Here is a 25,755-nt window from a genome sequence, read left to right on the forward strand (position 1 = left end):
AGAGAAATGGTGGAGTCCATCGCACGTGTGCGACACATCCGCGTGACCCCTCAGAAGGCTCGTCGTGTCGTGGCCCTCATCAAGGGCAAGCAGGCCCAGGAGGCTCTCGCGATCCTCAAGTTCGCGCAGCAGTCCGCCTCGGAGCCCATCTACAAGCTCGTCGAGTCGGCGATCGCCAACGCACAGGTCAAGGCCGGCAACGCCGGTGAGTACCTCAACGAGCAGGACCTGTACGTGAAGAACGCCTTCGTGGACGAGGGGACGACGCTCAAGCGCTTCCAGCCCCGTGCACAGGGCCGCGCGTTCCAGATCAAGAAGCGCACGAGCCACATCACGGTCGTGCTCTCGACCCCGGAGGTCGCCGAGGCGGCCGCTGCGGGCAACAAGAAGGCGAGCAAGTAATGGGACAGAAGGTAAACCCGTACGGCTTCCGCCTCGGCATCACCACGGACCACGTCTCGCGCTGGTTCTCTGACTCGACCAAGCCGGGTCAGCGGTACGCCGACTACGTGGCCGAGGACATCAAGATCCGTCAGCTGCTCACCACGTCGCTCGACCGCGCCGGCGTGAGCAACATCGAGATCGAGCGCACCCGCGACCGCGTGCGCGTCGACATCCACACCGCGCGTCCGGGCATCGTCATCGGCCGCCGCGGTGCGGAGGCCGAGCGCATCCGCGGTGAGCTCGAGAAGCTCACGGGCAAGCAGATCCAGCTGAACATCCTCGAGGTGAAGAACCCCGAGGCCGACGCTCAGCTCGTCGCGCAGGGTGTCGCCGAGCAGCTCAGCGCCCGCGTGGCCTTCCGCCGCGCGATGCGCAAGGGCCTGCAGGGTGCGCAGCGCGCCGGCGCCAAGGGCGTCCGGATCCAGGTCTCGGGCCGTCTCGGCGGCGCCGAGATGAGCCGCTCGGAGTTCTACCGCGAGGGCCGTGTGCCGCTGCACACGCTCCGCGCGAACATCGACTACGGCTTCTACGAGGCGAAGACCACCTTCGGCCGCATCGGCGTGAAGGTCTGGATCTACAAGGGCGACCTCACCAACAAGGAACTCGCGCGTGAAGAGGCTTCGCGTAAGCCCTCCTCGCAGCGCGACCGTGGCGGCCGTCGTGGCCCGCGTCGCAACGACGCCGAGGCAGCGCCGGTCGCGGAAGGAGCGTCGGCGTAATGCTCATCCCCCGCAAGGTCAAGTACCGCAAGCAGCACCACCCCAAGCGCGACGGCCAGGCCACGGGTGGCACGAAGGTCAGCTTCGGCGACTTCGGCATCCAGGCGCTCACGCCCGCGTACGTGACGAACCGTCAGATCGAGGCAGCTCGTATCGCCATGACGCGTCACATCAAGCGTGGCGGAAAGGTGTGGATCAACATCTACCCCGACCGTCCGCTCACGAAGAAGCCCGCCGAGACCCGAATGGGCTCCGGTAAGGGCTCGCCCGAGTGGTGGGTCGCAAACGTCAAGCCGGGTCGCGTCCTCTTCGAGGTCGCCGGTGTCAACGAGCAGCTCGCCCGTGAGGCACTGACCCGAGCAATCCACAAGCTGCCTCTCAAGGCACGCATCATCAAGCGCGAGGAGGGCGACGCGTAATGGCGATCGGCACCAAGGAGCTCGCCCCCAAGGAGCTCGACACGTTCGAAGACCAGCGCCTCGTCGAGGAGCTGCGCAAGGCCAAGGAAGAGCTGTTCAACCTGCGCTTCCAGTCGGCCACCGGCCAGCTGGAGAGCCACGGCCGCATCCGTGCGGTCAAGCGCGACATCGCGCGTCTCTACACCGTGATCCGCGAGCGCGAGCTCGGGATCCGGGCGACGCCGGCTCCGGTCGAGACGAAGGCCAAGAAGACCAAGGCGAAGAAGGCGGACAAGGCGGAGACGCCGGCTGCCGCCGAGGGAGAGGCTGAGTGATGGCCACCGAGAACAAGACCGAGGAGACCGCCGAGCGCGGCTACCGCAAGTCCGTCCGCGGCTACGTCGTGAGCGACAAGATGGACAAGACGATCGTCGTCGAGGTCGAGGACCGGGTGAAGCACCCCCTCTACGGCAAGGTCATCCGTCGCACGAAGAAGCTCAAGGCGCACGACGAGCAGAACACCGCCGGCATCGGCGACCTCGTGGTCATCAACGAGACCCGCCCGCTGAGCGCCACCAAGCGCTGGCGCCTGGTCGAGATCCTCGAGAAGGCCAAGTAAGCCCTCCGGGGCTCGCTTGGAACCAAGGAGTAAGAAGTGATTCAGAACGAATCCCGCCTCAAGGTCGCTGACAACACCGGCGCCAAGGAGCTGCTCACCATCCGCGTGCTCGGCGGCTCGAACCGCCGCTACGCGGGTCTCGGTGACACGATCGTCGCCACCGTCAAGGACGCGATCCCCGGCGGCAACGTGAAGAAGGGCGACGTGGTCAAGGCCGTCGTCGTCCGCACTGTCAAGGAGACGCGCCGTCCCGACGGCTCGTACATCAAGTTCGACGAGAACGCCGCCGTCATCCTGAAGAACGACGGGGAGCCCCGCGGCACCCGCATCTTCGGGCCCGTCGGCCGCGAGCTTCGTGACCGCAAGTTCATGAAGATCGTCTCGCTCGCACCGGAGGTGCTGTAACTCATGGCGAAGATCAAGAAGGGCGACCTCGTCCAGGTGATCTCCGGCGCCAAGCCCGAGCGCGGTGGAGACCGCGGCAAGCAGGGCAAGGTGCTCGAGGTCGTGGACGGCGGCAACCGCGTCGTCGTCGAGGGCGTCAACTACATCACGAAGCACAACCGCGTCGGCCAGACGCAGCGCGGCACGAAGACCGGCGGCATCGAGACCCTCGAGGCCCCCATCCACGTGTCCAACGTCGCGCTCGTCGACCCCGAGACCAAGAAGCCGACCCGCGTCGGGTTCCGTCTCGAGGAGCAGGTCAAGGACGGCGTCAAGAAGACTGTTCGCGTGCGCTACGCGAAGAAGTCGGGTAAGGACATCTGAGAATGAGCACGGATACCGCTGCGCAGACTGGCAAAATCCAGCCGCGTATGAAGCAGGTCTACCGGGACGAGATCCGTCAGAAGCTGCAGGACGAGTTCGGCTACGCGAACCCGATGCAGGTTCCCGGCCTCGTCAAGGTGGTCGTGAACACGGGTGTCGGCGAGGCCGCTCGCGACAGCAAGGTCATCGAGGGCGCGGTCGCAGACCTCACCGCCATCACCGGCCAGAAGCCTGTCGTCACCAAGGCGAAGAAGTCGATCGCTCAGTTCAAGCTGCGCGAGGGCCAGGCCATCGGCGCGCACGTCACCCTCCGCGGTGACCGCGCGTGGGAGTTCCTGGACCGTCTCATCTCGCTCGCCCTGCCCCGCATCCGCGACTTCCGCGGCCTGTCGCCGAAGCAGTTCGACGGCAACGGGAACTACACCTTCGGTGTCACGGAGCAGTCGATCTTCCACGAGATCGACCAGGACAAGATCGACCGCGTCCGCGGCTTCGACATCACCATCGTGACGACCGCGAAGACGGATGACGAGGGTCGCGCGTTCCTGCGCCACCTGGGATTCCCCTTCGTGGGCAAGAACGAGCAGGCCTGATACACTAGGGCGTTTGCTTCATGCGTTTCGCCCCCGCGGCCGCGCCGCGGGGGCGTCTCGTGTGAAGGCACACAATCGAACATCGCAGGTCATCGAAGGTCGTCTGTCGTGTAACGGCAGCCGAAACCTCATGAACAAAGGAATCGTCATATGACAATGACAGACCCGGTCGCAGACATGCTGACCCGTCTGCGCAACGCGAACTCGGCGCACCACGACTCCGTGTCGCTGCCGTCGAGCAAGCTGAAGACGCACATCGCCGACATCCTCAAGCAGGAGGGCTACATCTCGGCGTGGGAGGAGACCGACGCGCGCGTCGGCAAGACCCTCACGCTGACCCTCAAGTACGGCCCGAACCGCGAGCGCTCCATTGCGGGCATCAAGCGCGTCTCGAAGCCCGGTCTCCGCGTGTACGCGAAGTCGACCGAGCTCCCGCGCGTGCTCGGCGGACTCGGCGTCGCCATCCTGTCCACCTCCAGCGGTCTCCTCACCGACCGCCAGGCCGAGCAGAAGGGCGTGGGCGGAGAAGTTCTCGCCTACGTGTGGTGATCGAACCATGTCGCGTATCGGACGTCTTCCCATCGACATCCCCGCCGGCGTCACCGTGACGGTCGACGGGTCGCAGGTTGCGGTCAAGGGCCCCAAGGGCGAACTCGCCCTCGAGGTCGCGAAGCCCATCGAGGTCAAGGTCGAGGAGAACCAGGTTCTCGTCACCCGCCCCGACGACGAGCGTGAGTCGCGTGCCCTGCACGGCCTCACCCGCACCCTCATCTCCAACAACATCATCGGCGTGACCCAGGGCTACACCAAGGGCCTCGAGGTCGTCGGCACGGGTTACCGCGTCGCCCAGAAGGGCTCGTCCGTCGAGTTCGCTCTCGGCTTCTCGCACCCGGTCGTCGTCGAGCCGCCGGCCGGCATCACGTTCACGGTCGAGGGCAACAACAAGCTCACCGTCAGCGGCATCGACAAGCAGGCCGTCGGCGAGGTGGCTGCCAACATCCGCAAGATCCGCAAGCCCGAGCCGTACAAGGGCAAGGGTGTGCGCTACGCCGGCGAGGTCGTGCGTCGCAAGGCCGGAAAGGCTGGTAAGTAATCATGGCTGTGAAGTCGAAGTCCGTCGCGCGCTCGCGTCGCCACACTCGCCTTCGCAAGAAGGTCGTGGGCACCGAGGCGCGCCCCCGTCTCGTCGTCAACCGCTCTGCGCGCCACGTGTTCGTGCAGCTCGTCGACGACAGCAAGGGCATCACGCTCTTCAGCGCGTCGACGCTCGAGACCGACCTCCGTTCGTTCGAGGGTGACAAGACCGCCAAGGCCCGCAAGGTCGGCGAGCTCGTCGCCGAGCGCGCGAAGGCCGCCGGCATCAACGACGTCGTGTTCGACCGTGGAGGCAACCGCTACGCCGGTCGTGTCGCCGCGATCGCGGATGGCGCCCGTGAGGGAGGCCTGAACCTGTGAGTGAGAACAAGGAGACCGAAGTGACCACCGAAGCCGCTGCTCAGGCAGCGCCCGAGCAGACCGAGGAGCGCCGCGAGCGCGAGCCTCGCCGCGGCGGTCGCGAGCAGCGCGGCAACAGCCGTGACCGCAACAGCCGCGGCAACGACAGCCAGTTCCTCGAGCGCGTCGTCACGATCAACCGCGTGTCGAAGGTCGTCAAGGGCGGTCGTCGCTTCAGCTTCACCGCGCTCGTCGTCGTCGGCGACGGCAGCGGTGTGGTCGGCGTCGGCTACGGCAAGGCCCGCGAGGTGCCCCTGGCCATCTCGAAGGGCGTCGAGGACGCGAAGCGCAACTTCTTCCGCGTTCCCCGCGTCGGCAGCACCATCCCGCACCCCGTGCAGGGTGAGGCGGCCGCCGGTGTCGTCCTCCTCCGTCCGGCCGCTGCCGGTACCGGTGTCATCGCGGGCGGCCCCGTCCGCGCCGTCCTCGAGTGCGCGGGCATCCACGACGTGCTCTCGAAGTCGCTCGGCTCGTCGAACACGATCAACATCGTGCACGCGACCGTCGAGGCGCTGAAGCAGCTCGAGGAGCCCCGTGCGGTCGCCGCGCGTCGCGGTCTCGACTTCGACCAGGTGGCTCCGGCTCGTCTCGTGCGCGCGGAGGCCGAGGCCGCCGCTACCGCAAAGGCAGGTGCGTGATGGCTGCGCGTCTCAAGGTGACCCAGATCAAGTCCAAGGTGAGCGAGAAGCAGAACCAGCGCGACACGCTGCGCAGCCTCGGCCTCAAGCGGATCGGCGACTCGGTCGTCCGTCCCGACGACGCTCAGACGCGCGGCTACGTCCGCACCGTCGCTCACCTCGTGAACGTTGAGGAGATCGACTGATGGCTGAGACCAACGAGCAGCGCCCCGGCGTGCTGAAGGCCCACCACCTCCGTCCCGTCCCGGGTGCCAACACCGCGAAGACCCGCAAGGGCCGTGGTGAGGGCTCGAAGGGCAAGACGGCCGGTCGTGGCACCAAGGGCACGAAGGCCCGCAACACCGTGCGCGTCGGCTTCGAGGGTGGGCAGATGCCGCTGCACATGCGCACCCCGAAGCTCCGCGGCTTCAAGAACCCGTTCCGCGTCGAGTACCAGGTCGTGAACCTGGACAAGCTCGCGGAGCTCTACCCCCAGGGTGGCGACGTGACCGTCGCCGACCTCGTCGCCAAGGGCGCCGTTCGCAAGAACGAGAAGGTCAAGCTCCTGGGCAACGGCGACATCTCGGTCGCGCTCAACGTGTCGGTGGACAAGGTCTCCGGCTCGGCTGAGCAGAAGATCGTCGCCGCCGGCGGCAGCATCAAGTAACACCCCGCGAAAGGGCCGGAGGCGAGAGCCTCCGGCCCTTTCCGTTACTCTGGACATCGGTGCGCCTTCTCTTCGCGGCCCACCACTCCATTCCACTGGGAGGCTCTTCCTTGTTCAGCGCTATCGCGCGGATCATCCGCACGCCCGATCTGCGGCGGAAGATCGGCTTCACGCTCGGGATCATCGCCGTGTACCGCTTCGGCGCGCACATCCCCGCACCGTTCGTCAACTTCCCGAACGTGCAGAGCTGCATCGATCAGACGTCGGGCACGCAGGGCCTGCTCTCCCTCGTCAACCTCTTCTCCGGTGGCGCGCTCCTGCAGCTGTCGATCTTCGCGCTGGGTGTCATGCCCTACATCACCGCGACGATCATCACGCAGCTGCTGCGCGTGGTCATCCCGCACTTCGAGACCCTCTACAAGGAGGGCCAGGCGGGCCAGGCCAAGCTCACGCAGTACACGCGCTACCTGACGATCGCGCTCGCGCTCCTGCAGTCGACCACGCTCATCACCGTCGCGCGCAGCGGCCAGCTGTTCGGGGTCACCGGCGTCCCCGAGTGCGAGAACGTGCTGACCAACGACGCCTGGTGGGCGCAGCTGCTCGTCATCATCACGATGACCGCCGGCACCGGCCTCATCATGTGGTTCGCCGAGCTCGTCACCGAGCGCGGCGTGGGCAACGGCATGTCGCTGCTCATCTTCACGTCGATCGCCGCGACCTTCCCGGCCGCGATGTGGGCCATCTGGCAGGCGAACGGCTTCGAGATCTTCCTCCTCGTGCTCGCGGTCGGCATCGTCGTCGTCGCGGCCGTGGTGTTCGTCGAGCAGTCGCAGCGGCGCATCCCGGTGCAGTACGCGAAGCGGATGGTCGGACGCCGCACGTACGGCGGCACGAACACGTACATCCCGATCAAGGTCAACATGGCGGGCGTCGTGCCGGTCATCTTCGCCTCGTCGCTGCTGTACATCCCGTCGCTCGTCGCGCAGTTCAACTCCACGCCCGACGCCGAGGGCAACCTGCCCGGCTGGGTCACGTGGATCAACAGCTACCTGACGACAGGCGACCACCCGCTGTACATGCTGGTGTACTTCCTGCTCATCATCGGGTTCACCTACTTCTACGTCGCGATCACGTTCAACCCCGTCGAGGTCGCCGACAACATGAAGAAGTACGGCGGCTTCATCCCCGGGATCCGGGCCGGCCGCCCCACCGCCGAGTACCTCGACTACGTGCTCACGCGCATCACGCTCCCGGGCTCGCTGTACCTCGGCCTCATCGCTCTCATCCCGCTCATCGCCCTCGCGACGGTCGGCGCCAACCAGAACTTCCCGTTCGGGGGCGCGTCGATCCTCATCATCGTCGGTGTGGGACTCGAGACCGTGAAGCAGATCGACGCGCAGCTCCAGCAGCGCCACTACGAAGGACTCCTCCGATGACAGCCCGTCTCCTCATCGTCGGCCCCCAGGGCTCCGGCAAGGGCACGCAGGGCGTGCTCGTCGCCGAGGCGTTCGGCATCCCTGTGGTGTCGACCGGCGACATCTTCCGCGCCAACATCAAGCAGGGCACCGAGCTCGGCCTCAAGGTGAAGGCGATCACCGACGCCGGCGACCTCGTGCCCGACGAGGTCACGAGCGAGATCGTGCGCGACCGCCTCTCGCAGGACGACGCCCAGGGCGGCTTCCTGCTCGACGGCTACCCGCGCAACACGACGCAGGTCGGCCACCTCGACGCGTTCCTCGCGGAGCGCGGCGAGAACCTCGACGCCGTGATCCTCCTCGACGTCCCGCGCGACGAGTCCATCGCGCGCATCGCGAAGCGCGCCGAGGAGCAGGGCCGCAGCGACGACACGGAGGAGGCGATCGCGAAGCGCCTCGACATCTACGAGTCGGAGACCGCGCCCATCGTCGACGTGTACGCCGAGCGCGGCATCGTCGACCGCATCGACGGCGTCGGCACGCTCGACGAGATCACGGCGCGCATCTTCGCCGCCCTCGAGGCCCGCGGCCTCGTGCGCGTGGCTGCCTGAGCGCGTGTTCCGCCGCTCGCCCTACAAGAACGCCGCGCAGCTGCGGGCGATGATCGAGCCCGGACTGATCACGGCCGCCTCCCTCGAGGAGGTGCGCCGGATCATCCGCCCGGGCATCACGACCGCCGAGCTCGACGCCGCCGCCCACCGCGTCATCGTCGAGCGCGGTGCCCGCTCGAACTTCCAGCTCGTCCGCGGGTACCGCCACACGACGTGCATCTCGGTCAACGAGCAGGTCGTCCACGGGATCCCGGGTGAGCGCGTGCTCGAGCCCGGCGACATCGTGTCGATCGACAGCGGCGCCGAGACGAAGGACGGCTGGAACGGCGACTCCGCCATCACGATCGTCGTGCCCGGGGGAGATGCGGATGTCGTCGCGCGCCGCGAGGAGCTCTCTCGCGTGACCGAGGGCTCGATGTGGGCGGGGATCGCCGCCCTCGCCTCCGCGGCGCACCTCGGCGAGGTGGGCGCAGCCATCCAGGACCACATCGAGGCGAACCCGCTCTCGTGGACGGGGCAGCCCGCCGGCATCCTGCGCGACTACGTCGGCCACGGCATCGGCCGCAAGATGCACGAGGCGCCCTCGATCTTCAACTACCGCACGAGCGACCGCGGCGCGGATGTGCGCCCCGGGCTCACCGTGTGCATCGAGCCGATGATGACCTCCGGATCGGAGGAGGTCTTCGTCGAGGACGACGACTGGACCGTGTCGACCGTCGACGGCAGCGACGGCTCCCACTGGGAGCACAGCGTCGCCGTGCATGATGACGGCATCTGGGTCCTCACCGCGCCCGACGGCGGAGCCGCTGCTCTCGCCGCGTTCGGCGTGACCCCTCACCCCATCGCCTGACACCCCGGAGAAGAACTGACGTGATGATGGCAGCCCCTGGCAAGAAGACGAACTGGTTCGCGATCATCATCTCGCTGGTCGTCGTGGTCGCCGTCGTCGGCGTCGGCGCGCTCGTCGTGACGATGAACAACGCCGCGACCGCTCCCGCCGAGGCGCCCGCCGCGGGCGTCGTCAACGAGGAGACCGGGGGAGTGAGCCTCGGCGACGGGCCGAACGTCATCGAGGAGTACGTCGACTTCATGTGCCCCTTCTGCGGGGACTACTGGACGGGCTACAGCGACTACGTGAGCGAGAAGGTGAAGTCGGGCGACGTCACGCTCGTCATCCACCCCATCTCGATCCTCGACAACGCGTCGATGGGCACGAAGTACTCCACGCGCGCAGCGAGCGCCGCGTACTGCGTCGCCGAGACGAACCCCGACGCGTTCTACGCCTACGTCGACCGCCTCTTCGAGAAGCAGCCGGCCGAGTCGACCGAGGGCCTCACGAACGACCAGCTCGTCGAGTACGCGTCGCAGGTTGGCGCGGGCGACGCCGCGTCGTGCATCCAGGGCGAGGAGTACGCCGACTACGTCGCCGAGCGGACGCCTGAGACGCCGCTCGCGGAGGGCGCCACCGGCATCTCGACGCCGACGATCGTCGTCAACGGCGAGGTCGTCTCGCTCACGCTCCAGGGCCCCGAGACCGACCTCGAGCCGCTCCTCACGAAGTAGCAGGGGTGCGCAGGGCGCGACACGCCGAGTTGCCGACACGCCCGACGTGACCTAACATAGATCTTTGGTGCCTTGCGCCTCATCTCGGCGTGTCGTCTCGACGAACCCGGCATCACCATCCAACCACCGCAGACCGACCGGTCTGCAGCTACGCGAGCGAGGATATGGCGAAGAAAGACGGAGTCATCGAGTCCGAGGGGACCATCGTCGAGGCGCTGCCGAACGCGATGTTCCGTGTCGAGCTCGACAAGCCCGCTGGGCACAAGGTGCTCGCAACGATCTCCGGGAAGATGCGGCAGAACTACATCCGCATCATCCCCGAAGACCGTGTGGTCGTGGAGCTGAGCCCCTACGACCTGACGCGCGGCCGCATCGTCTACCGCTACCGCTGACCGGTCGAGAAGTAACGACCGGCGGCCGTCGCGCGCGACGACGCCGGTACGAAGACAGCGAACAGGAAGCATCATGAAGGTCAACCCCAGCGTCAAGCCGATCTGCGACCACTGCAAGGTGATCCGCCGTCACGGCCGCGTCATGGTCATCTGCAAGAGCAACCCGCGCCACAAGCAGCGCCAGGGCTGAGCTCCTCTCGAAGACCCACAACTGAATTCAGGCAGGATCAGAACCCGCTCGGCGGGGGACACCTCGGGGCGGAGGCCCGGGCACCGATCCTGCTCCACACCTCCACAATCATCAGGAGAACCGCATGGCACGTCTTGCCGGCGTCGACATCCCGCGCGACAAGCGCGTGGTGATCGCACTCACGTACATCTACGGCGTTGGCCGTACCCGCTCGAACGAGATCCTCGCCGCCACCGGTGTCAGCCCCGACATCCGCGTGAAGGACCTCTCCGACGACCAGCTCGTCGCGCTGCGCGACTACATCGAGGGCAACTACAAGGTTGAGGGTGACCTCCGCCGCGAGGTCGCCGCCGACATCCGCCGCAAGGTCGAGATCGGCTCCTACGAGGGTCTCCGCCACCGTCGTGGTCTCCCGGTCCGCGGTCAGCGCACGAAGACCAACGCGCGTACGCGCAAGGGTCCCAAGCGCACCGTCGCCGGTAAGAAGAAGGCCCGCTAAGGCGCGCGGATAGGTTTAGGAGAAAACCATGGCTGCACCGAAGACTGCCGCGCGCAAGCCGCGCCGCAAGGAGAAGAAGAACATCGCGCTGGGCCAGGCCCACATCAAGTCGACGTTCAACAACACGATCGTCTCGATCACCGACCCGTCCGGCGCTGTGATCAGCTGGGCCTCGTCGGGTGGCGTGGGCTTCAAGGGCTCGCGCAAGTCGACGCCGTTCGCCGCCGGCCTCGCCGCCGAGTCGGCTGCGCGTCAGGCGCAGGAGCACGGCGTCAAGAAGGTCGACGTGTTCGTGAAGGGTCCGGGCTCGGGCCGCGAGACCGCGATCCGCTCGCTCCAGGCCGCCGGCCTCGAGGTCGGCTCGATCCAGGACGTGACGCCGCAGGCTCACAACGGCTGCCGTCCGCCGAAGCGTCGCCGCGTCTGAGAACGTCTTCGCCGGGGTGCTCGTTCGAGCACCCCGGCGCATTCGCCGTTCAACGCCCGGCGCGAGCTGGGTCCCGAGTACAACTCAAGACCTCTCATCATCGCAAGTGTCATATAGCGGGCACTTGATCGAAAGGAACACATAGTGCTCATCGCACAGCGTCCGACCCTCACCGAGGAGAAGATCTCCGAGTTCCGCAGCCGGTTCGTCATCGAGCCCCTGGAGCCCGGCTTCGGCTACACGATCGGCAACGCGCTCCGTCGCAGCCTCCTCTCGTCGATCCCCGGCGCGGCTGTCACGAGCATCCGCATCGACGGCGTGCTGCACGAGTTCAGCACGATCCCCGGCGTGAAGGAGGATGTCACCGAGATCATCCTCAACATCAAGCAGCTGGTCGTCTCGAGCGAGCGCGACGAGCCCATCACCGCGTACCTGCGCAAGACGGGTGCCGGCGAGGTCACGGCCGCAGACATCTCGGCTCCGGCCGGCGTCGAGGTCCACAACCCCGAGCTCGTCATCGCGACGCTCAACTCGGACGCCAAGTTCGAGCTCGAGCTCACGATCGAGCGCGGCCGCGGCTACGTGTCGGCGACGCAGAACCGCAACGAGTACGCAGAGGCGGGTCAGATCCCCGTCGACTCGATCTACTCGCCCGTCTACAAGGTCAGCTACCGCGTCGACGCCACCCGTGCCGGTGAGCGCACCGACTTCGACAAGCTGATCCTGGACGTCGAGACGAAGGCGTCGATCGCGCCCCGCGACGCCGTCGCGTCGGCCGGCCGCACGCTGGTCGAGCTGTTCGGCCTCGCCCGCGAGCTGAACGTCGAGGCCGAGGGCATCGAGATCGGCCCCGCGCCGGTCGAGACCGTCCTCTCGAACGAGCTGTCGATGCCCATCGAGGACCTCGACCTGTCGGTCCGCTCGTACAACTGCCTCAAGCGCGAGGGGATCAACACGGTCAGCGAGCTCGTCGCCCTCTCGGAGACGCAGCTCATGAACATCCGCAACTTCGGTCAGAAGTCGGTCGACGAGGTGCGCGACAAGCTCGTCTCGCTCGGTCTGTCGCTGAAGGACTCGGTGCCCGGCTTCGACGGCACCGGCTTCTACAGCGGCTACGACGAAGAGTCCCTCTGACCCGACTTCCTGTCCTGATACTGGAGTAACAAGAAATGCCCAAGCCCACGAAGGGTGCCCGCCTCGGCGGCGGCCCGGCCCACGAGCGCCTGCTTCTCGCGAACCTCGCAGCGGCTCTGTTCACCCACAAGTCGATCAAGACCACGGAGACGAAGGCGAAGCGCCTCCGCCCCCTGGCTGAGCGCCTCATCACCAAGGCCAAGCGCGGCGACCTCCACGCGCGCCGCACCGTGCTCTCGGTGATCGGTGACAAGGAAGTCGTGCACGTCCTGTTCAACGAGATCGCTCCGCTCGTCGCGGACCGCGAGGGTGGCTACACGCGCATCACCAAGGTCGGCAACCGCAAGGGCGACAACGCTCCCATGGCCGTGATCGAGCTCGTCCTCGAGCCCGTCACGCCGAAGGCGAAGAAGTCCACGTCGAAGCCCGCCGCGCCGGCTGAGCCCGCCGCTCCCGTCGCCGACGCGAACGAGGACGAGGCCGCCGAGCCCGCCGAGGTCGAAGAGGCCGGCGTCGCCGCGGAGGACACCGCCGGCGAGGCTCTCGTCGACAACGAGGCATCGGACGAGGAGGCGGCCGAGGAGGCCGACGCTCCCGAGGCCGAGTCGAAGTAAGCACTTCGCGACCGCGCAGCGCCCCGCACCGGATGGTGCGGGGCGCTGCGCTGTGTTCGGGCGGGGGATGGCCCCGGGCCGGTGCGCGTAGGCTCGGAGGGTGACTGAAGCGCCCCGCATGAACGTCGAGTCGTTCAACCTCGACCACCGCATCGTGTCCGCGCCGTACGTGCGCCTCGCCGACCGCAAGCAGCTGCCGGCGGGCGATGTCATCGTGAAGTACGACGTCCGCTTCGCGCAGCCGAACGTCGCGCATCTCGAGATGCCGACCATCCACTCGATCGAGCACCTCTTCGCCGAGAAGAGCCGCAATCACTCGGATCGCGTGATCGACTTCTCGCCGATGGGATGCCAGACCGGCTTCTACCTCATCCTGCAGGGCGAGCCCGCCTACGAGGAGGTCCTCGCGCTCGTCGAGGCGACTCTCCGAGACATCCTCGAGGCGACCGAGGTGCCCGCCGCGAACGAGACGCAATGCGGATGGGGTGCGAACCACACCCTCGAGGGCGCCCAGAGCGCCGTCCGCGACTTCCTCGCGCAGCGCGACGCGTGGGCGACCGTCTTCGCGCCGGGCGCGAGCGCATGACGACCGTCGTCGTCCAGGTCGCGATGGACGAGGAGGCGCAGCCCTTCCTCGACGCGGCCAGCGAGGTGAGCGAGCCGGTCCGCATCGCGCGCGCCGAGCACCGCGGCGTCGTGGTCGACGGCCGCACGTTCGTGCTCGTGCGATCGGGCATCGGCATGGTCAACGCGGCGGATGCCGCGGTCGGCGCCCTGCATCGGTACGGCGACGACGTGCTCCTCGTCTCGGCCGGGTCGGCCGGTGGCCTCGCCGCCGACGTCGAGGTCGGGGACGTGTTCGTCGGGATGGACTACGTCAACGTCGAAGCGGATGCCCGTGCATTCGGCTACGAGGCGGGCCAGGTTCCGGGGATGCCCGCGAGCTACGCACCTGACCCGCTCGCCGTCGCCGCTCTCACCGCATCTGCACCGGACGGCGTGCGCGTGCGCGGCGGCGGCATCGGCTCGGGGGAGAAGTTCGTCACGGTCGAGATCGCCCATCGTCTCCGCGAGGTCTTCCCGGGCATCCACGTCGTGGACATGGAGACCGCGGCCATCGCGCAGACGGCCTTCAACCACGGCGTCCGCTTCGTGTCGGTGCGTGCGATCAGCGACCTCTGCGCCCCTGACGGCACCGAGTTCCTCACGCACGTCGATGACGCCGCGGAGCGGTCGGCGAAGGCGGTGCTCGCGGCGCTGCCGCAGCTCGTCGGTTAGGCGCCCATCCGTCTGGGTCGCAGTTGTCGTCCGTTTTGGCGGTTTCTGGGACGGTTTTCGCGACCTGGGCGCCAACAGCTGGGCGCCATCTGTTCGGGTCGCAGTTGTCGTCCCTTTCGGCGGTGTCTGGGACGGTTTTCGCGACCTGGGCGCTAACAGCTGGGCACCATCCGTCTGGGTCGCAGTTGCCGTCCCTATCGAGGGTTTTGGGGACGGTTTTCGCGACCTGGGCTGGGCGCCATCCGTCGGGTCGCAGTTGTCGTCCGTATCGGCGGTCTCTGGGACGGTTTTCGCGACCTGGGCGGTGGGGCGCCGCGGCGGGGTGGGGCGGCGGTGCGGCGGGGTGGTGCGTGTCCCTGGCGGTGCCGCGGCCCTGGATGGACGCCGCCGGCTCGCCGGCCGCGAAAGAGCGCCGGCCGCTCCCCGATATCCTGAATCGATGCGGCGCATCCGGCTCGACATCGCGTACGACGGCACGAACTTCCGAGGATGGGCCCGGCAGCCGGGGCTCCGCACCGTCCAAGGCACGCTCGAGGCGGCGCTCACGCGGATCGCGAGCTCGCCCGTGCAGCTCGTGGTCGCAGGGCGCACCGACGCCGGCGTGCACGCGACCGGGCAGGTCGCGCACGCCGACATCGACGACGTCCAGTGGGAGCGGATGACGCAGCGTCGTCGCAACGCCCCCGAGGTCGACGACCCGATGGAGCCGGTCGCGCGTCGCCTCATGGGCGTGCTCGGCCAGTACTCCGATGTCGCCGTGAACCGCGTGTCGACCGCGCCCGAGGGATTCGACGCGCGCTTCTCCGCGACGTGGCGCCGCTACGCGTATCGCATCGCCGACCAGGTCGTCGGCTACGACCCCATGGAGCGCCACCGCACGACGACCGTCCGCGCGGAGCTCGACGTCGCCGCGATGGACGAGGCCGCGCGCGGACTCGTCGGACTCTGGGACTTCGCCGCGTACTGCAAGCCGCGACCCGAGGCCACGACCATCCGCACGCTCCTCGAGTTCGACTGGCGCCGCGACGACGACGGCGTGCTCGTCGCGAACGTCCGCGCCGACGCGTTCTGCCACTCGATGGTGCGCGCGCTCGTCGGCGCGTGCGTCGCCGTGGGGGAGGGCAAGCTCACCGCCGAGCACCTCCGCATCATCCGCGACGGACTCGAGCGCACGAACGAGTTCAAGGTGCTCGCCGCGCGCGGCCTCACGCTCACCGAGGTCGGCTATCCGGCCGACGACCAGCTCGCGCAGCGGGCCGAGCAGACGCGCAACCGCCGCGACGCCGACGAGGTCGGCGGCTGACGTGCGAGCGGATGGCGGCCGAGCGGATGGCGGCCGGCGCGCGTCCAGGACACGCGCGCGCAACCCATAGCCTCCGCACGTTCGGCGGGCATACCGTGGGCGGCATGAGAGTCATCTCGTACAACCTCCGCAAGCACGCCGCGGCCGCGGAGCTCGAGCACCTGGTCGATCGGTGGGAGGCGAACGTGCTCTGCCTGCAGGAGGCCGACACGACCGACCTCCCCGAGCACGTCGCGGGCCTCCGACTCGCGAAGGCGACCGAGCGGAACCGGCTCGGCCTCGCGCTCTACTACCGCGAGAACATGTTCCGCCTCGAGGACGTCGTCGTGCTCTCGCTCAAGCGCTCGCTGCACGACATCCTCCTGAAGCCCGCCCACGAGCGACTCCTCGGAGCGCGGATGTTCGACATCGATGCCGGGCGCGAGGTGATCTTCGCGTCATTCCATGCGGCTCCGCTCACCGCACTCAACTCGCTCCGGCGTCACCAGATCCGCTCGGCGCTGGGTGCGCTCCAGCGCCTGGGCCCCGGCCTCCCGACGCTCATGGTGGGCGACTACAACTACCCCGTCTTCAAGGAGCGGCTGCACGAGCGGATCAAGGGCCACGGCTACGACCTGACCCTGAGCGACGCCCGCACCTACACGCGGTATCGGTTCTTCCGGGGGCACTACGACTTCGCGACGTCCGCCGGGCTGACGATCGACGACATCACGACGCTGCCGCAGGGCGCGAGCGATCACCTGCCCATCCTCGTCAGCGCGAGCTATCGCTGACGACCGCTTTTGGCCATCCGCACCCTCATCGGCTAGGATTGCTCTTTGGTGCCCGTCTCGGGCGCCGCGAACGTGAGCCCTCCACCGCAGGTGATGGCCGGCATCGACCGGTCAAACCGCCCGGAGCGGGATTCACGAACGTCTCCGTTCGAACAGAAAGCAGCACTACTGTGACGCGCACTTACAGCCCGAAGGCCGGTGAAGCCCAGCGCGAGTGGCTCGTGATCGACGCCACCGACGTCGTTCTCGGCCGCCTGGCCTCGCACGCCGCCGCCCTCCTCCGCGGCAAGCACAAGGCGACCTTCGCTCCCCACATGGACATGGGCGACTTCGTCATCATCGTGAACGCCGACAAGGTCGCGCTCACCGGTCAGAAGCTCCAGCAGAAGAAGGCCTACCGTCACTCGGGCTTCCCGGGCGGCCTCAAGTCGGTCACCTACGCCGAGCTCCTCGAGAAGAACCCGGTTCGCGCTGTCGAGAAGGCAGTCCGCGGCATGCTCCCCAAGAACACCCTTGGTCGCGAGCAGCTCGCCAAGCTGAAGGTGTACGCCGGTGCCGAGCACCCGCACGCCGCTCAGCAGCCCAAGACGTACACCCTCGACCAGGTCGCCCAGTAAGCGGCGTTTAAGGACTTCATCGTGGCGAACGAAATCGAAAACGACATCCAGAACTACTCGACCGAGACGCCGGCGAACGACGTCGTCGTGGCCGAGCGCCCCGTCGTGAGCGTCCCCGGTGCTGCCGTGGGCCGTCGCAAGCAGGCCATCGCCCGCGTGCGCATCATCCCCGGCTCGGGCTCCTTCACGGTCAACGGCCGCACCCTCGAGGACTACTTCCCGAACAAGCTGCACCAGCAGCTCATCACGGACCCCTTCACGGTGCTCAACCTCAACGGCGCCTACGACGTGATCGCCCGCATCAACGGCGGCGGCCCCTCGGGCCAGGCCGGCGCGCTGCGCCTCGCGATCGCCCGTGCCCTCAACGAGGTCGACCGCGAGAACAACCGCCCGACCCTCAAGAAGGCCGGCTTCCTCACGCGCGACGCTCGCGTCATCGAGCGCAAGAAGGCCGGTCTCAAGAAGGCCCGCAAGGCTTCGCAGTTCTCGAAGCGCTGAGGCAGACACACTCCATGCCGCTTTTCGGCACGGACGGCGTGCGAGGGCTTGCCAACGGCACCCTCACCGCCGACCTGGCTCTCTCCCTGGCCCAGGCGACCGCGGTCGTCCTGGGCCAGGGGCGTTCCGCGGAGGCGCGCCGCGCCGCGGGCAAGCGCACCACGGCCGTCATCGGCCGCGACCCCCGCATCTCGGGCGAGTTCCTCAGCGCCGCCGTCGCGGCGGGTCTCGCCGCATCCGGCGTCGATGTATACGACGCCGGGGTCATCCCGACGCCCGCGCTCGCCTTCCTCATCGCCGACCGCGATGCCGACTTCGGCGTCATGGTCTCGGCATCGCACAACCCCGCGCCCGACAACGGCATCAAGATCTTCGCGCGCGGCGGCGTGAAGCTGCCCGACGTCGTCGAGCAGCGGATCGAGAGCTACCTCACGCGCGACAAGCTGCTGCCGACCGGCGGCGAGGTCGGCCGCATCCGGCGCTTCTCCGACGCCGAGGACCGCTACCTCCTGCACCTGCTCGGCTCGCTTCCCGCGCGCCTCGACGGCATCCACGTCGTGCTCGACTGCGCCCACGGCGCGGCCGCCGGCGTCTCGCCAGAGGTGTTCCGCGACGCAGGCGCTCAGGTCACCGTCATCGGCGCCGACCCCGACGGGCTCAACATCAACGACGGCGTCGGATCGACGCACATCGACAAGCTCGCCGAGGCCGTCGTCGCGCACGGCGCCGACGTGGGCATCGCGCATGACGGCGACGCCGACCGCTGCCTCGCCGTGACCGCCGACGGCACGCCCGTCGACGGAGACCAGATCATGGCCATCCTCGCCGCCTCGATGCAGGAGCGCGGCATGCTCGCGCAGGACACGCTCGTCGCGACCGTGATGAGCAACCTCGGCCTGCACGTCGCGATGCGCGAGCGCGGGATCACGGTCAAGACGACCGCCGTCGGCGACCGCTATGTGCTCGAGGAGATGAACGCCGGCGGATACTCCCTCGGCGGCGAGCAGTCGGGCCACGTCATCATGAGCGACTTCGCGACGACGGGCGACGGCGTGCTCACAGGCCTGCACATCGTGGCCGAGATGGCACGTCAGGGCAAGAGCCTGGCCGAGCTCGCGTCGATCATGACGGTCTACCCGCAGGTGCTCGTCAACGTGAAGGGCGTCGACAAGACGCGCGTCGACGACGAGGTCGTGCAGGACGTCGTCCGCACGGTCGAGGCCGAGCTCGGCGACACCGGCCGCGTGCTCCTGCGCGCATCGGGTACGGAGTCGCTCGTCCGCGTGATGGTCGAGGCAGCCGACGGCGCCTCGGCCCAGCGTCACGCCGACGCGATCGCCGACGTCGTCCGGGAGCGGCTCGCGCTCTGACGCGCGGCCGTTCCCGGCGCGCGGGCCTGCCGGGGTCATCGGTCGGGGCGGGCTTGCCGGGGTGCGCTTGCCGCGAGCCGGGGTCATCCGTCGGCGGGCTTGCCGCGGCCGTCCGCGAGCCGGGTTCGCTGCGGCGCGCTTGACGCGAGCCGGGGCCATCCGCGGTCGTGCCCTCCGCGCTCTCTGGGCGGATGGCCGCGGCCGCGGAATCGTCGGACGTACGGTCGGCTCTCTATCCTGGAGACGATGCCCCGCTCCGAGACGCCCGAACGCCCGATGCGCACCACCTGGGTGCCGGTTCACCCCGACCTCGCGCCCACGCGTCGTTCGCTTCGCGCGCAGGCCCCGGGCCGGAGTCTGCGTCCGCTGCTCATCGGGTCGGCGGCGGCCGTCGTCCTGGCGATCGTCGTCGTCGCGCTCGTGGCGGGGCCGATGCTCGCGCGGGCGGGGGAGTCGGACCGGACCGAGCAGTACGCGAGCGCTCGTGCGGAGGCTGTCTCGGCTCGGGATGAGGCGTCTTCCGCGCGGTCCGATGTCGCCGCCGCGATCGCGACCCGCACGGAGACGGCCGAGCGGGTGTCCATGGCCCTTGCAGGCGCGGAGGGGTACGCCGACGAGGCCGCGCGGTCGACCGCCGCGCAGGCGGTGGCCGCCTATGCGGACGGGCTCGGCCGACTAGAATTGCCGTCCGAGCCGGCAGCCGTGCCTGAGACCGCGACGGTCGAGACGGATGAGGATCTCGACCGTGCCCTCACGGCCCTCGACGGCGCCGAGGCCGAAGCCGACGCGACCATTGCCGCTGTCGGCGAGGCGCGCAATCGGATGGCCGAGCTCGACGCCGAGTTCTCCGCGGCGCTCGAGGCATTCCGTGGATCCCTGCTGCCCCGCGCCGAGGTGATCCTGGGGGAGAACCCCGATGCTGTCGAGGACTTCCGCGCGGCGGTCGCGTCAGCCGCGCAGAGCGCGGCGGACGCGAGCGACCCCGCCCAGCTGGAGCAGCGGCTGAAGGAATTCGCCTCCGCGGTCGATGCGCTGCGTGCGGACCAGCATCGGGCGGCGATCGCGATCGAGCAGGAGCGCCTCGAGCAGGAACAGCGGGAGGTGGAGGAGCGCGAGCGGCAGCAGACGCCGGTCGTGCCCGCTCCCGTGCCGACGCCGGACCCGTCGCCCGAGCCGATGCCCGAGACCAGCCCGGAGCCGACGCCCGAGCCCGAGGAGCCGACGCCGACGCCCGAAGATCCGACTCCGGAGACGCCCGCTCCCGAGACGCCCGCTCCCGACGACCCGACTCCCGAGACCCCCGCTCCCGACGCGTCGTAGCTGCTCGTCCATGCCGAGACCTCACGTGTCTCACTTCGCGCGGTGATTCGGGGCGGATTCCCGCCGGTGGCGAGACATGCCGGTCCGACGCACGCGGCGTGTCTCGCTTCCCGCGGTTATCCGGGCCCGATGCCCGCCGGTGCTGAGACATGCCGGTGCGGCGCACGCCGCGTGTCTCGCTTCCCGCCGTTATCGGGGGCGGATTCCCGCCGGTACCGAGACACGCTCGTCCGGCTGACACCCCGTGTCTCGCATCCCGCCGTTATCGGGGGCGGATTCCCGCCGGTACCGAGACACGCTCGTCCGGCTGACACCCCGTGTCTCACGCCCCGCCGTTATCCGGGCCCGATTCCCGCCGGCACCGAGACACGCTCGTCCGGTGCACGCCCCGTGTCTCGCTTCCCGCGGTTATCCGGGCCGGATTCCCGCCCGCACCGAGACACGTCCAAAGGCCACCTCGTCACATTCTCGATTCGCGGGAATAGACGCCGGAGAGGGCTGTTTCACCTGCTGTGATCGAGCTCTCGGATTCGCGCCCCGCTGCGACGCTGGATGTCCCCGCCGCCCGTGAGCGGGTGCGCGTGCGCATCCCTCTCCGGTTCCCCGACGGATACGCGACGGAGGCCGAGGTCATCACGTTCGACGGACTCGTCGACGGCCGGGAGCACCTCCTTCTCGCCCTGGGCGACTGGCGCGGCGCGCTCGAGCGCGACGGCGTCGCACCGCTCGTCCGCCCGCACAGCGAGTGCCTCACGGGCGACGTCTTCGGCTCGGAGCGGTGCGACTGCGGCCCGCAGCTGCGCGAGGCCGTCGAGCGCATCGCCGACGAGGGCGGATTCCTGCTGTACCTCCGTCAGGAGGGACGCGGCATCGGACTCTACGCGAAGCTCGATGCCTATGCGCTGCAGGACGCGGGACTCGACACCTACGAGGCGAACCTCGCGCTCGGCCACGGTGAGGATGAGCGCGACTACACCGCGGCGGCGCAGATGCTGCGCGCGGTCGGCGTCGACCGCATCCGCCTGCTGAGCAACAACCCCGACAAGGCCGCCCAGCTCGGCGCCCTCGGCGTCGCGGTCGAAGAGCGCGTTCCCACGGCCGTGCACCTCTCGGCCTCGAACGCGAACTACCTGCGCACGAAGCGCGATCACACCGCGCACACGATCGATCTGCCCGCAGCCTGAGCTCGGATGGCGCCGCGCCCGCACGCGTGGCGCCATCCGTGTATCGCGCTGCGCAGCGCCCCGATATGCTTCGGTGGTGATGCGGCGGACGGCGCGATGGGGCGGAGTGCTCGCCATCTGCGGCGCGCTCGCGTTCGGCGGCGCCGCGCACGCGGACGACCAGCCGGATGAGCCCTCGGCGCCGGCGGATGTCTCGGTGCACGTCGTGATCGACGGCTCGCGCTGCGGCCCGGTCATGAGGGTTCCGGATGGCGTCGCCGAGCATGTCCGCGACCGATCGAAGGGCAAGGCGCGTCCGTTCACCGGCGGACTGCCGCCGGCAGCGGTCGCAGGCCAGTGCAAGGCCGAGCGCCTGCCCGAGGTCGTCGTCGAACGGTCTCGGGGACGCGGGGGCGTGCTCGTCACGTACTCCCTCTTCGCCTGAGCGCGGGTCGGGAACCGCCCACCGCCGTCGAGACTAGCCCTGGTCGTCGGGACCAGTGCCGGGAGCACCGGTTTCGACGACGAAAGCTAGTCTGACGAGGATGACGGGCCTCAGCTCCCGAGGGCGCCCATCAAGAGGTAGCCGGCGCACGCGGCGCCGAGCATGAGCGCGGCGGCGGTCGCGAGAGCGAGCGGCCACGCTCCCCGCTCCAGGGCACCGGAGCGGTGGAGCGACACGTGCGCACGGCGGTATCCGATGGCCGCCGCGAAGTACGCCCCCACGGCGAGCCCTGCCCCCACGAGGCCCACGATCACGGCCGCGAGCCCGAGCGATTCCGCCGTGAAGCGCATGGCGACGAGACTCGCGAGCCCGAAGGAGAGGCACGTGCGGCGCCATGCGAGCAGCGTGCGCTCGGGCTGCAGCCCCGGGTCGAAGACCGCGTCCGTCACACGAACATCCCGATGGTGACGAGCGCCACGGCGACGACCACGCCGACGACGATGACCCCTCCGACGCCGAGCCCGGGAAGCGGCCGGCCCAGACGGAGCGCCTTCTCGGTGCGCGCCCACCCGAGCCAGGCCTGGATGGCGGCGAGGGTGCCCAGCACGAGGAAGACGGCCGCGGCCGCGAGGCGCCATCCGGCGGCCGTCGGGATGTCGAGCGCCTCGAGAGCGAACGCGCCGGCGTACATCGCGAGCGCGGTGCGGAGCCAGGCGAGGAACGTGCGCTCGTTCGCGAGGCTGAAACGGGGGTCGGGTTCGTCGCCCTCGCGGTAGACGCGCTGCGGGAAGCGGCTCACCTCACCAGCCCAGGTCCTCGATGTAGCGCAGCAGCACGCCCTCGCGGAGCGCCCACGGCGACACCTCGAGCTCGTCGACCTCGAGCGCGGCCATCGCCTCGTGCAGGACGACCGCACCCGCCGTGATCTGGAACGTGCGATCGGCCGTGATGCCGGGCAGCTCCTGCCGCGCCTGCGCGGGGATCCGCGCGAGCACCGGGATCCAGGAGCCGAGCGCGTCACGGCGCAGCACCATCCGGTCGTTGCCGGCCCAGCCCTCGAGCGGATGGCCCGCGAGCCGCGCGAGGGAGCGGATCGTCTTCGACGACCCCACGACGTGGTCGGGGCGGGGGAGTGACGCGAAGCGCTCGACGAGCGGAGCGAGCGCCGACGCCGCGTGCGCGCGGAGCCGGTCGACCTGCCGGTCGCCGGGCGGGTCGTCGGGCAGGAACCCGATCGTCATCCGGCCGGCGCCCAGCGGGACCGACTCGGCGAGATCGGGCAGCTCCTCGCTGCCGCCCGCGATCTCGAGCGACCCGCCGCCGATGTCGAAGAGGAGGATCTGCCCCGCCGACCAGCCGAACCAGCGCCGGACGGCGAGGAACGTGAAGCGCGCCTCCTGCTCGCCGCCCAGCACCTGGAGCGGCTGGCCGAGCGCGGCCTCGATCTGCAGGATGACGTCGGTGCCGTTCGCGGCCTCGCGCACGGCGGAGGTCGCCGTGGCGAGCAGCTCGTCGACGCCCTCCTTCTCGGCCACCTCGCGCGCGCGATGCACGGCGTCGATGATCGCCTTCACGCCCTCGTCGGAGATGCGCCCGTCGTCCTCGAGATAGCGCATGAGCCGCAGGACGGACTTCTCGCTCGTCTGCGCGAGCGGTCTGCCGCCGGGGTGGGCATCCGCGACGAGCAGATGGACGGTGTTCGAACCGATGTCGAGGACTCCGAGGCGCACGTCGACAGCGTAGTGGTCGCGCCGTGGATGCAAGCGCTTGCCGACTTATGTCGATGAGAACCCCCGAGATTGCGCGAGACCCGTGTCATCACCATCCGCCCTCGACGTATTTTCTGCAAACGCTTGCAGCAGACCCATCCGCGCCGCTAGCGTCACAGCGGGCACGCGGATGTGCCCCGGTGTGCACTCGAAGACGAAGCGCGCATCGACGACAAGCGAAGGAGCATGCCCCGATGAACCCTGCCCCGACCGTCGACCGCCCGCGCCGCAGAAGGCGCCCGCTCCGCGCGATCGCCCTCGCCGGAGCCCTCGCCCTCGCGGCCCCGCTCCTCGCGATCGCCGCTCCCGCCGAGCCCGCCGAAGCCGCCGCTCCCGGGCCGAAGGACACCACGGCCGTCCTGTTCGAGTACACGTGGGACGCGATCGCCCGCGAGTGCACCGAGACGCTCGGCCCCGCCGGCTACGGGTACGTGCAGACGTCGCCCCCGCAGGAGCACGTGCTCGGGTCGGCCTGGTGGACGCACTACCAGCCGGTCTCGTACAAGCTCGACTCGCGCCTCGGCACCGAGGCCGAGTTCCAGAACATGATCGACACGTGCAACGCGGCGGGGGTGGGCGTCATCGTCGACGCCGTGATCAACCACATGTCGGGGCAGTCTGCGGGCGGCACCGGATGGGCCGGAACCCAGTACCAGCACTACACGTACCCCGGGCTCTACCAGAGCTGGGACTTCCACGGCTGCAAGCGCGACATCGTCAACTACCAGGACCGCTGGGAGGTGCAGGAGTGCAATCTCGTCAACCTCGCTGACCTCAACACGAGCTCGACGTACGTGCAGAACACGATCGCCGGCTACCTCAACAAGCTCGTCGACATGGGCGTCGCCGGCTTCCGCATCGACGCCGTGAAGCACATCGCCGCGACCGACATGCAGGGCATCTGGAGCAAGGTGAATAACCGCGATTCGCTCTACGTCGTGCAGGAGGTCATCCGCGCCAACGAGCCCATCCAGCCGGAGGAGTACACCTCGATCGGCGACATCCACGAGTTCGCGTTCGCGCGCAAGCTCAAGGAGGCGTTCGGCGGCCGCACGCTCAACTGGCTCATCGAGGGCAACGGCATCGGCCCGACCTGGAGCGGCTTCCTCCCGCAGGCCAACGCCGCGGTGTTCGTCGACAACCACGACACCGAGCGCAACGGCGAGACCCTCTCGTACAAGGACGGCGCCGCCTACGACCTCGCGCAGATCTTCACCCTCGCGTGGAACTACGGCTCGCCGTCGATCCACTCCGGCTACGCGTTCAGCAACAAGGATGCCGGCCCGGCGACGGATGGCGCGGGCGCGGTCGTCGACGCGAGCCCTCAGGGCGGATGGACCTTCACGCACAAGCAGAACGACATCCTCAACATGGTCGGCTTCCGCACCGCCACGTACGGCAAGCCGATCACGGACAAGTGGACCAACGGCGGCAGCGCGATCGCGTTCGGCCGCGGAGACGCCGGCTTCGTCGCGATCAACCGCGGCGGGGACCTCACCCGGACGTTCACGACGAGCCTGCCCGACGGCACCTACTACAACGTCATCGACGCCGTGAAGACGAACGGCGTGTGGTCGGGCCCCACGATCACCGTCTCGGGCGGCCAGTTCACCGCGACGGTGGGTGCCGACGACGCCATCGCGCTCCACAAGGACGCGAAGGCGACGACGGGCCCCGTCACCGGCGACGACCTGACGGTGTACTACTCGACGTCGAAGGGATGGTCGGCGTACAACATCCACTACAAGGTCGGCTCGGGCGCGTGGACGACGGCGCCGGGGCAGTCGATGACGGCGGCGTGCTCGGGATGGGTGTCGCGGACGATCGACTCGAACGGCGCGTCGGTGACCGCGGCGTTCAACAACGGCGCGGGCACGTGGGACAACAACGGCGGAGCCGACTACGTCCTGTCGGGCACGACCGCTGCGGTCGCGAACGGCGCCGTGACGACGCAGAACCCCTGCGCGACGACGCCGACCGACGACCTGACGGTGTACTACTCGACGTCGAAGGGATGGTCGGCGTACAACATCCACTACAAGGTCGGCTCGGGCG

Annotated in this window: 38 protein-coding genes; 35 read left to right on the forward strand and 3 right to left on the reverse strand. The window is 69.0% G+C overall.

Annotation, left to right across the window (positions count from 1 at the left end; genetic code table 11):
- Nucleotides 1–6: 6 nt before the first annotated feature.
- From rplV to ACWXWW_RS15780, 34 genes are all read left to right on the forward strand, one after another.
- Nucleotides 7–402 carry a 50S ribosomal protein L22 gene (gene rplV / locus ACWXWW_RS15615; RefSeq protein ID WP_271172383.1) on the forward strand — a complete coding sequence of 132 codons (396 nt, stop codon included), beginning with the start codon at nucleotides 7–9 and terminating at the stop codon, nucleotides 400–402.
- On the forward strand, nucleotides 402–1,163 hold the full coding sequence (gene rpsC / locus ACWXWW_RS15620) for a 30S ribosomal protein S3 (protein WP_271172382.1): 762 nt from the start codon (nucleotides 402–404) through the stop codon (nucleotides 1,161–1,163). Before rplV ends, rpsC begins: the two co-directional genes overlap by 1 nt.
- Nucleotides 1,163–1,582 (forward strand): 50S ribosomal protein L16, encoded by a 420-nt coding sequence (rplP, locus tag ACWXWW_RS15625; protein ID WP_271172381.1) that lies wholly within the window; start codon nucleotides 1,163–1,165, stop codon nucleotides 1,580–1,582. The genes rpsC and rplP overlap by 1 nt, the downstream gene beginning before the upstream one ends.
- A complete protein-coding gene (gene rpmC / locus ACWXWW_RS15630) occupies nucleotides 1,582–1,896 on the forward strand; it encodes a 50S ribosomal protein L29 (RefSeq protein ID WP_271172380.1) in 315 nt (104 codons plus the stop codon). The genes rplP and rpmC overlap by 1 nt, the downstream gene beginning before the upstream one ends.
- Nucleotides 1,896–2,180 (forward strand): 30S ribosomal protein S17, encoded by a 285-nt coding sequence (gene rpsQ, locus ACWXWW_RS15635; RefSeq protein WP_271172379.1) that lies wholly within the window; start codon nucleotides 1,896–1,898, stop codon nucleotides 2,178–2,180. Before rpmC ends, rpsQ begins: the two co-directional genes overlap by 1 nt.
- 36 nt (nucleotides 2,181–2,216) lie before the next feature.
- A complete protein-coding gene (gene rplN / locus ACWXWW_RS15640) occupies nucleotides 2,217–2,585 on the forward strand; it encodes a 50S ribosomal protein L14 (protein WP_271172378.1) in 369 nt (122 codons plus the stop codon).
- Nucleotides 2,586–2,588: 3 nt separating this feature from the next.
- Entirely contained in the window at nucleotides 2,589–2,948 is a 360-nt protein-coding gene (gene rplX / locus ACWXWW_RS15645; RefSeq protein ID WP_271172377.1) for a 50S ribosomal protein L24, read from the forward strand.
- Nucleotides 2,949–2,950: 2 nt separating this feature from the next.
- Complete coding sequence (gene rplE / locus ACWXWW_RS15650; protein WP_271172376.1) at nucleotides 2,951–3,541, forward strand: 50S ribosomal protein L5; 591 nt, start codon at nucleotides 2,951–2,953, stop codon at nucleotides 3,539–3,541.
- 150 nt (nucleotides 3,542–3,691) lie between these two features.
- Nucleotides 3,692–4,090, forward strand: coding sequence for a 30S ribosomal protein S8 (rpsH, locus tag ACWXWW_RS15655; protein ID WP_271172375.1), 399 nt, complete (start codon nucleotides 3,692–3,694; stop codon nucleotides 4,088–4,090).
- Between the two features lie 7 nt (nucleotides 4,091–4,097).
- Nucleotides 4,098–4,634 (forward strand): 50S ribosomal protein L6, encoded by a 537-nt coding sequence (rplF, locus tag ACWXWW_RS15660; RefSeq protein WP_271172374.1) that lies wholly within the window; start codon nucleotides 4,098–4,100, stop codon nucleotides 4,632–4,634.
- A gap of 2 nt (nucleotides 4,635–4,636) precedes the next feature.
- Complete coding sequence (gene rplR, locus ACWXWW_RS15665; protein WP_271172373.1) at nucleotides 4,637–4,996, forward strand: 50S ribosomal protein L18; 360 nt, start codon at nucleotides 4,637–4,639, stop codon at nucleotides 4,994–4,996.
- The gene (gene rpsE, locus ACWXWW_RS15670) at nucleotides 4,993–5,673 is read left to right on the forward strand and encodes a 30S ribosomal protein S5 (RefSeq protein WP_374727720.1); all 681 of its coding nucleotides are present in this window, start codon (nucleotides 4,993–4,995) and stop codon (nucleotides 5,671–5,673) included. Before rplR ends, rpsE begins: the two co-directional genes overlap by 4 nt.
- Nucleotides 5,673–5,858: a 50S ribosomal protein L30 gene (rpmD, locus tag ACWXWW_RS15675; protein WP_271172371.1), complete on the forward strand. Its 186-nt coding sequence runs from the start codon at nucleotides 5,673–5,675 to the stop codon at nucleotides 5,856–5,858. Before rpsE ends, rpmD begins: the two co-directional genes overlap by 1 nt.
- Nucleotides 5,858–6,319, forward strand: a complete 462-nt coding sequence (gene rplO, locus ACWXWW_RS15680; protein ID WP_271172370.1) for a 50S ribosomal protein L15 — start codon at nucleotides 5,858–5,860, stop codon at nucleotides 6,317–6,319. Before rpmD ends, rplO begins: the two co-directional genes overlap by 1 nt.
- A 110-nt stretch (nucleotides 6,320–6,429) precedes the next feature.
- Entirely contained in the window at nucleotides 6,430–7,755 is a 1,326-nt protein-coding gene (gene secY / locus ACWXWW_RS15685; protein ID WP_271172369.1) for a preprotein translocase subunit SecY, read from the forward strand.
- The gene (locus ACWXWW_RS15690; protein ID WP_271172368.1) at nucleotides 7,752–8,345 is read left to right on the forward strand and encodes an adenylate kinase; all 594 of its coding nucleotides are present in this window, start codon (nucleotides 7,752–7,754) and stop codon (nucleotides 8,343–8,345) included. The genes secY and ACWXWW_RS15690 overlap by 4 nt, the downstream gene beginning before the upstream one ends.
- A gap of 4 nt (nucleotides 8,346–8,349) precedes the next feature.
- The gene (gene map, locus ACWXWW_RS15695; protein ID WP_271172367.1) at nucleotides 8,350–9,195 is read left to right on the forward strand and encodes a type I methionyl aminopeptidase; all 846 of its coding nucleotides are present in this window, start codon (nucleotides 8,350–8,352) and stop codon (nucleotides 9,193–9,195) included.
- Nucleotides 9,196–9,218: 23 nt separating this feature from the next.
- Nucleotides 9,219–9,908 carry a DsbA family protein gene (locus ACWXWW_RS15700; RefSeq protein ID WP_455970764.1) on the forward strand — a complete coding sequence of 230 codons (690 nt, stop codon included), beginning with the start codon at nucleotides 9,219–9,221 and terminating at the stop codon, nucleotides 9,906–9,908.
- A gap of 164 nt (nucleotides 9,909–10,072) precedes the next feature.
- On the forward strand, nucleotides 10,073–10,300 hold the full coding sequence (gene infA, locus ACWXWW_RS15705; protein ID WP_156242004.1) for a translation initiation factor IF-1: 228 nt from the start codon (nucleotides 10,073–10,075) through the stop codon (nucleotides 10,298–10,300).
- A 73-nt stretch (nucleotides 10,301–10,373) separates the two neighbouring features.
- Complete coding sequence (gene rpmJ, locus ACWXWW_RS15710) at nucleotides 10,374–10,490, forward strand: 50S ribosomal protein L36 (protein WP_005050492.1); 117 nt, start codon at nucleotides 10,374–10,376, stop codon at nucleotides 10,488–10,490.
- 124 nt (nucleotides 10,491–10,614) lie between these two features.
- Nucleotides 10,615–10,989, forward strand: a complete 375-nt coding sequence (gene rpsM / locus ACWXWW_RS15715; protein WP_271172365.1) for a 30S ribosomal protein S13 — start codon at nucleotides 10,615–10,617, stop codon at nucleotides 10,987–10,989.
- 28 nt (nucleotides 10,990–11,017) lie between these two features.
- Nucleotides 11,018–11,416 (forward strand): 30S ribosomal protein S11, encoded by a 399-nt coding sequence (gene rpsK / locus ACWXWW_RS15720; protein WP_271172364.1) that lies wholly within the window; start codon nucleotides 11,018–11,020, stop codon nucleotides 11,414–11,416.
- Between the two features lie 144 nt (nucleotides 11,417–11,560).
- Nucleotides 11,561–12,550: a DNA-directed RNA polymerase subunit alpha gene (locus tag ACWXWW_RS15725; protein WP_271172363.1), complete on the forward strand. Its 990-nt coding sequence runs from the start codon at nucleotides 11,561–11,563 to the stop codon at nucleotides 12,548–12,550.
- A 35-nt stretch (nucleotides 12,551–12,585) separates the two neighbouring features.
- On the forward strand, nucleotides 12,586–13,164 hold the full coding sequence (gene rplQ / locus ACWXWW_RS15730) for a 50S ribosomal protein L17 (RefSeq protein ID WP_271172362.1): 579 nt from the start codon (nucleotides 12,586–12,588) through the stop codon (nucleotides 13,162–13,164).
- Nucleotides 13,165–13,282: 118 nt separating this feature from the next.
- The gene (locus ACWXWW_RS15735) at nucleotides 13,283–13,750 is read left to right on the forward strand and encodes an S-ribosylhomocysteine lyase (RefSeq protein WP_271172439.1); all 468 of its coding nucleotides are present in this window, start codon (nucleotides 13,283–13,285) and stop codon (nucleotides 13,748–13,750) included.
- Complete coding sequence (gene mtnN / locus ACWXWW_RS15740; RefSeq protein WP_271172361.1) at nucleotides 13,747–14,442, forward strand: 5'-methylthioadenosine/S-adenosylhomocysteine nucleosidase; 696 nt, start codon at nucleotides 13,747–13,749, stop codon at nucleotides 14,440–14,442. Before ACWXWW_RS15735 ends, mtnN begins: the two co-directional genes overlap by 4 nt.
- Nucleotides 14,443–14,881: 439 nt before the next feature.
- The gene (locus ACWXWW_RS15745) at nucleotides 14,882–15,745 is read left to right on the forward strand and encodes a tRNA pseudouridine synthase A (RefSeq protein ID WP_271172360.1); all 864 of its coding nucleotides are present in this window, start codon (nucleotides 14,882–14,884) and stop codon (nucleotides 15,743–15,745) included.
- Nucleotides 15,746–15,849: 104 nt separating this feature from the next.
- On the forward strand, nucleotides 15,850–16,518 hold the full coding sequence (locus ACWXWW_RS15750) for an endonuclease/exonuclease/phosphatase family protein (protein WP_271172359.1): 669 nt from the start codon (nucleotides 15,850–15,852) through the stop codon (nucleotides 16,516–16,518).
- Between the two features lie 170 nt (nucleotides 16,519–16,688).
- On the forward strand, nucleotides 16,689–17,135 hold the full coding sequence (gene rplM, locus ACWXWW_RS15755; RefSeq protein ID WP_271172358.1) for a 50S ribosomal protein L13: 447 nt from the start codon (nucleotides 16,689–16,691) through the stop codon (nucleotides 17,133–17,135).
- A 33-nt stretch (nucleotides 17,136–17,168) separates the two neighbouring features.
- Nucleotides 17,169–17,633 carry a 30S ribosomal protein S9 gene (gene rpsI, locus ACWXWW_RS15760; protein ID WP_374727767.1) on the forward strand — a complete coding sequence of 155 codons (465 nt, stop codon included), beginning with the start codon at nucleotides 17,169–17,171 and terminating at the stop codon, nucleotides 17,631–17,633.
- Between the two features lie 14 nt (nucleotides 17,634–17,647).
- Nucleotides 17,648–19,003: a phosphoglucosamine mutase gene (gene glmM / locus ACWXWW_RS15765; protein ID WP_324012223.1), complete on the forward strand. Its 1,356-nt coding sequence runs from the start codon at nucleotides 17,648–17,650 to the stop codon at nucleotides 19,001–19,003.
- Between the two features lie 246 nt (nucleotides 19,004–19,249).
- Entirely contained in the window at nucleotides 19,250–20,323 is a 1,074-nt protein-coding gene (locus tag ACWXWW_RS15770) for a hypothetical protein (protein ID WP_455970769.1), read from the forward strand.
- A 587-nt stretch (nucleotides 20,324–20,910) separates the two neighbouring features.
- Nucleotides 20,911–21,507, forward strand: coding sequence for a GTP cyclohydrolase II (locus ACWXWW_RS15775; RefSeq protein ID WP_455970779.1), 597 nt, complete (start codon nucleotides 20,911–20,913; stop codon nucleotides 21,505–21,507).
- Between the two features lie 76 nt (nucleotides 21,508–21,583).
- The gene (locus ACWXWW_RS15780) at nucleotides 21,584–21,931 is read left to right on the forward strand and encodes a hypothetical protein (protein WP_455970771.1); all 348 of its coding nucleotides are present in this window, start codon (nucleotides 21,584–21,586) and stop codon (nucleotides 21,929–21,931) included.
- A gap of 110 nt (nucleotides 21,932–22,041) precedes the next feature.
- Here the strand turns inward: ACWXWW_RS15780 and ACWXWW_RS15785 are convergent, their stop codons facing one another.
- The 3 genes from ACWXWW_RS15785 to ACWXWW_RS15795 are packed head-to-tail and all read right to left on the reverse strand — an operon-like array spanning nucleotide 22,042 to nucleotide 23,661.
- Nucleotides 22,042–22,380 (reverse strand): DUF202 domain-containing protein, encoded by a 339-nt coding sequence (locus tag ACWXWW_RS15785; protein WP_455970773.1) that lies wholly within the window; start codon nucleotides 22,378–22,380, stop codon nucleotides 22,042–22,044.
- Complete coding sequence (locus tag ACWXWW_RS15790; protein ID WP_421074728.1) at nucleotides 22,377–22,730, reverse strand: YidH family protein; 354 nt, start codon at nucleotides 22,728–22,730, stop codon at nucleotides 22,377–22,379. Before ACWXWW_RS15790 ends, ACWXWW_RS15785 begins: the two co-directional genes overlap by 4 nt.
- Before the next feature lies 1 nt (nucleotide 22,731).
- The gene (locus tag ACWXWW_RS15795) at nucleotides 22,732–23,661 is read right to left on the reverse strand and encodes a Ppx/GppA phosphatase family protein (RefSeq protein ID WP_282978221.1); all 930 of its coding nucleotides are present in this window, start codon (nucleotides 23,659–23,661) and stop codon (nucleotides 22,732–22,734) included.
- Nucleotides 23,662–23,894: 233 nt separating this feature from the next.
- Here ACWXWW_RS15795 and ACWXWW_RS15800 point away from each other — a divergent pair.
- Nucleotides 23,895–25,755: carbohydrate binding domain-containing protein (locus ACWXWW_RS15800; RefSeq protein ID WP_455970775.1), on the forward strand; the 1,861-nt coding region annotated here is incomplete at its 3' end.

Source organism: Microbacterium sp. KNMS, from assembly GCF_053851835.1.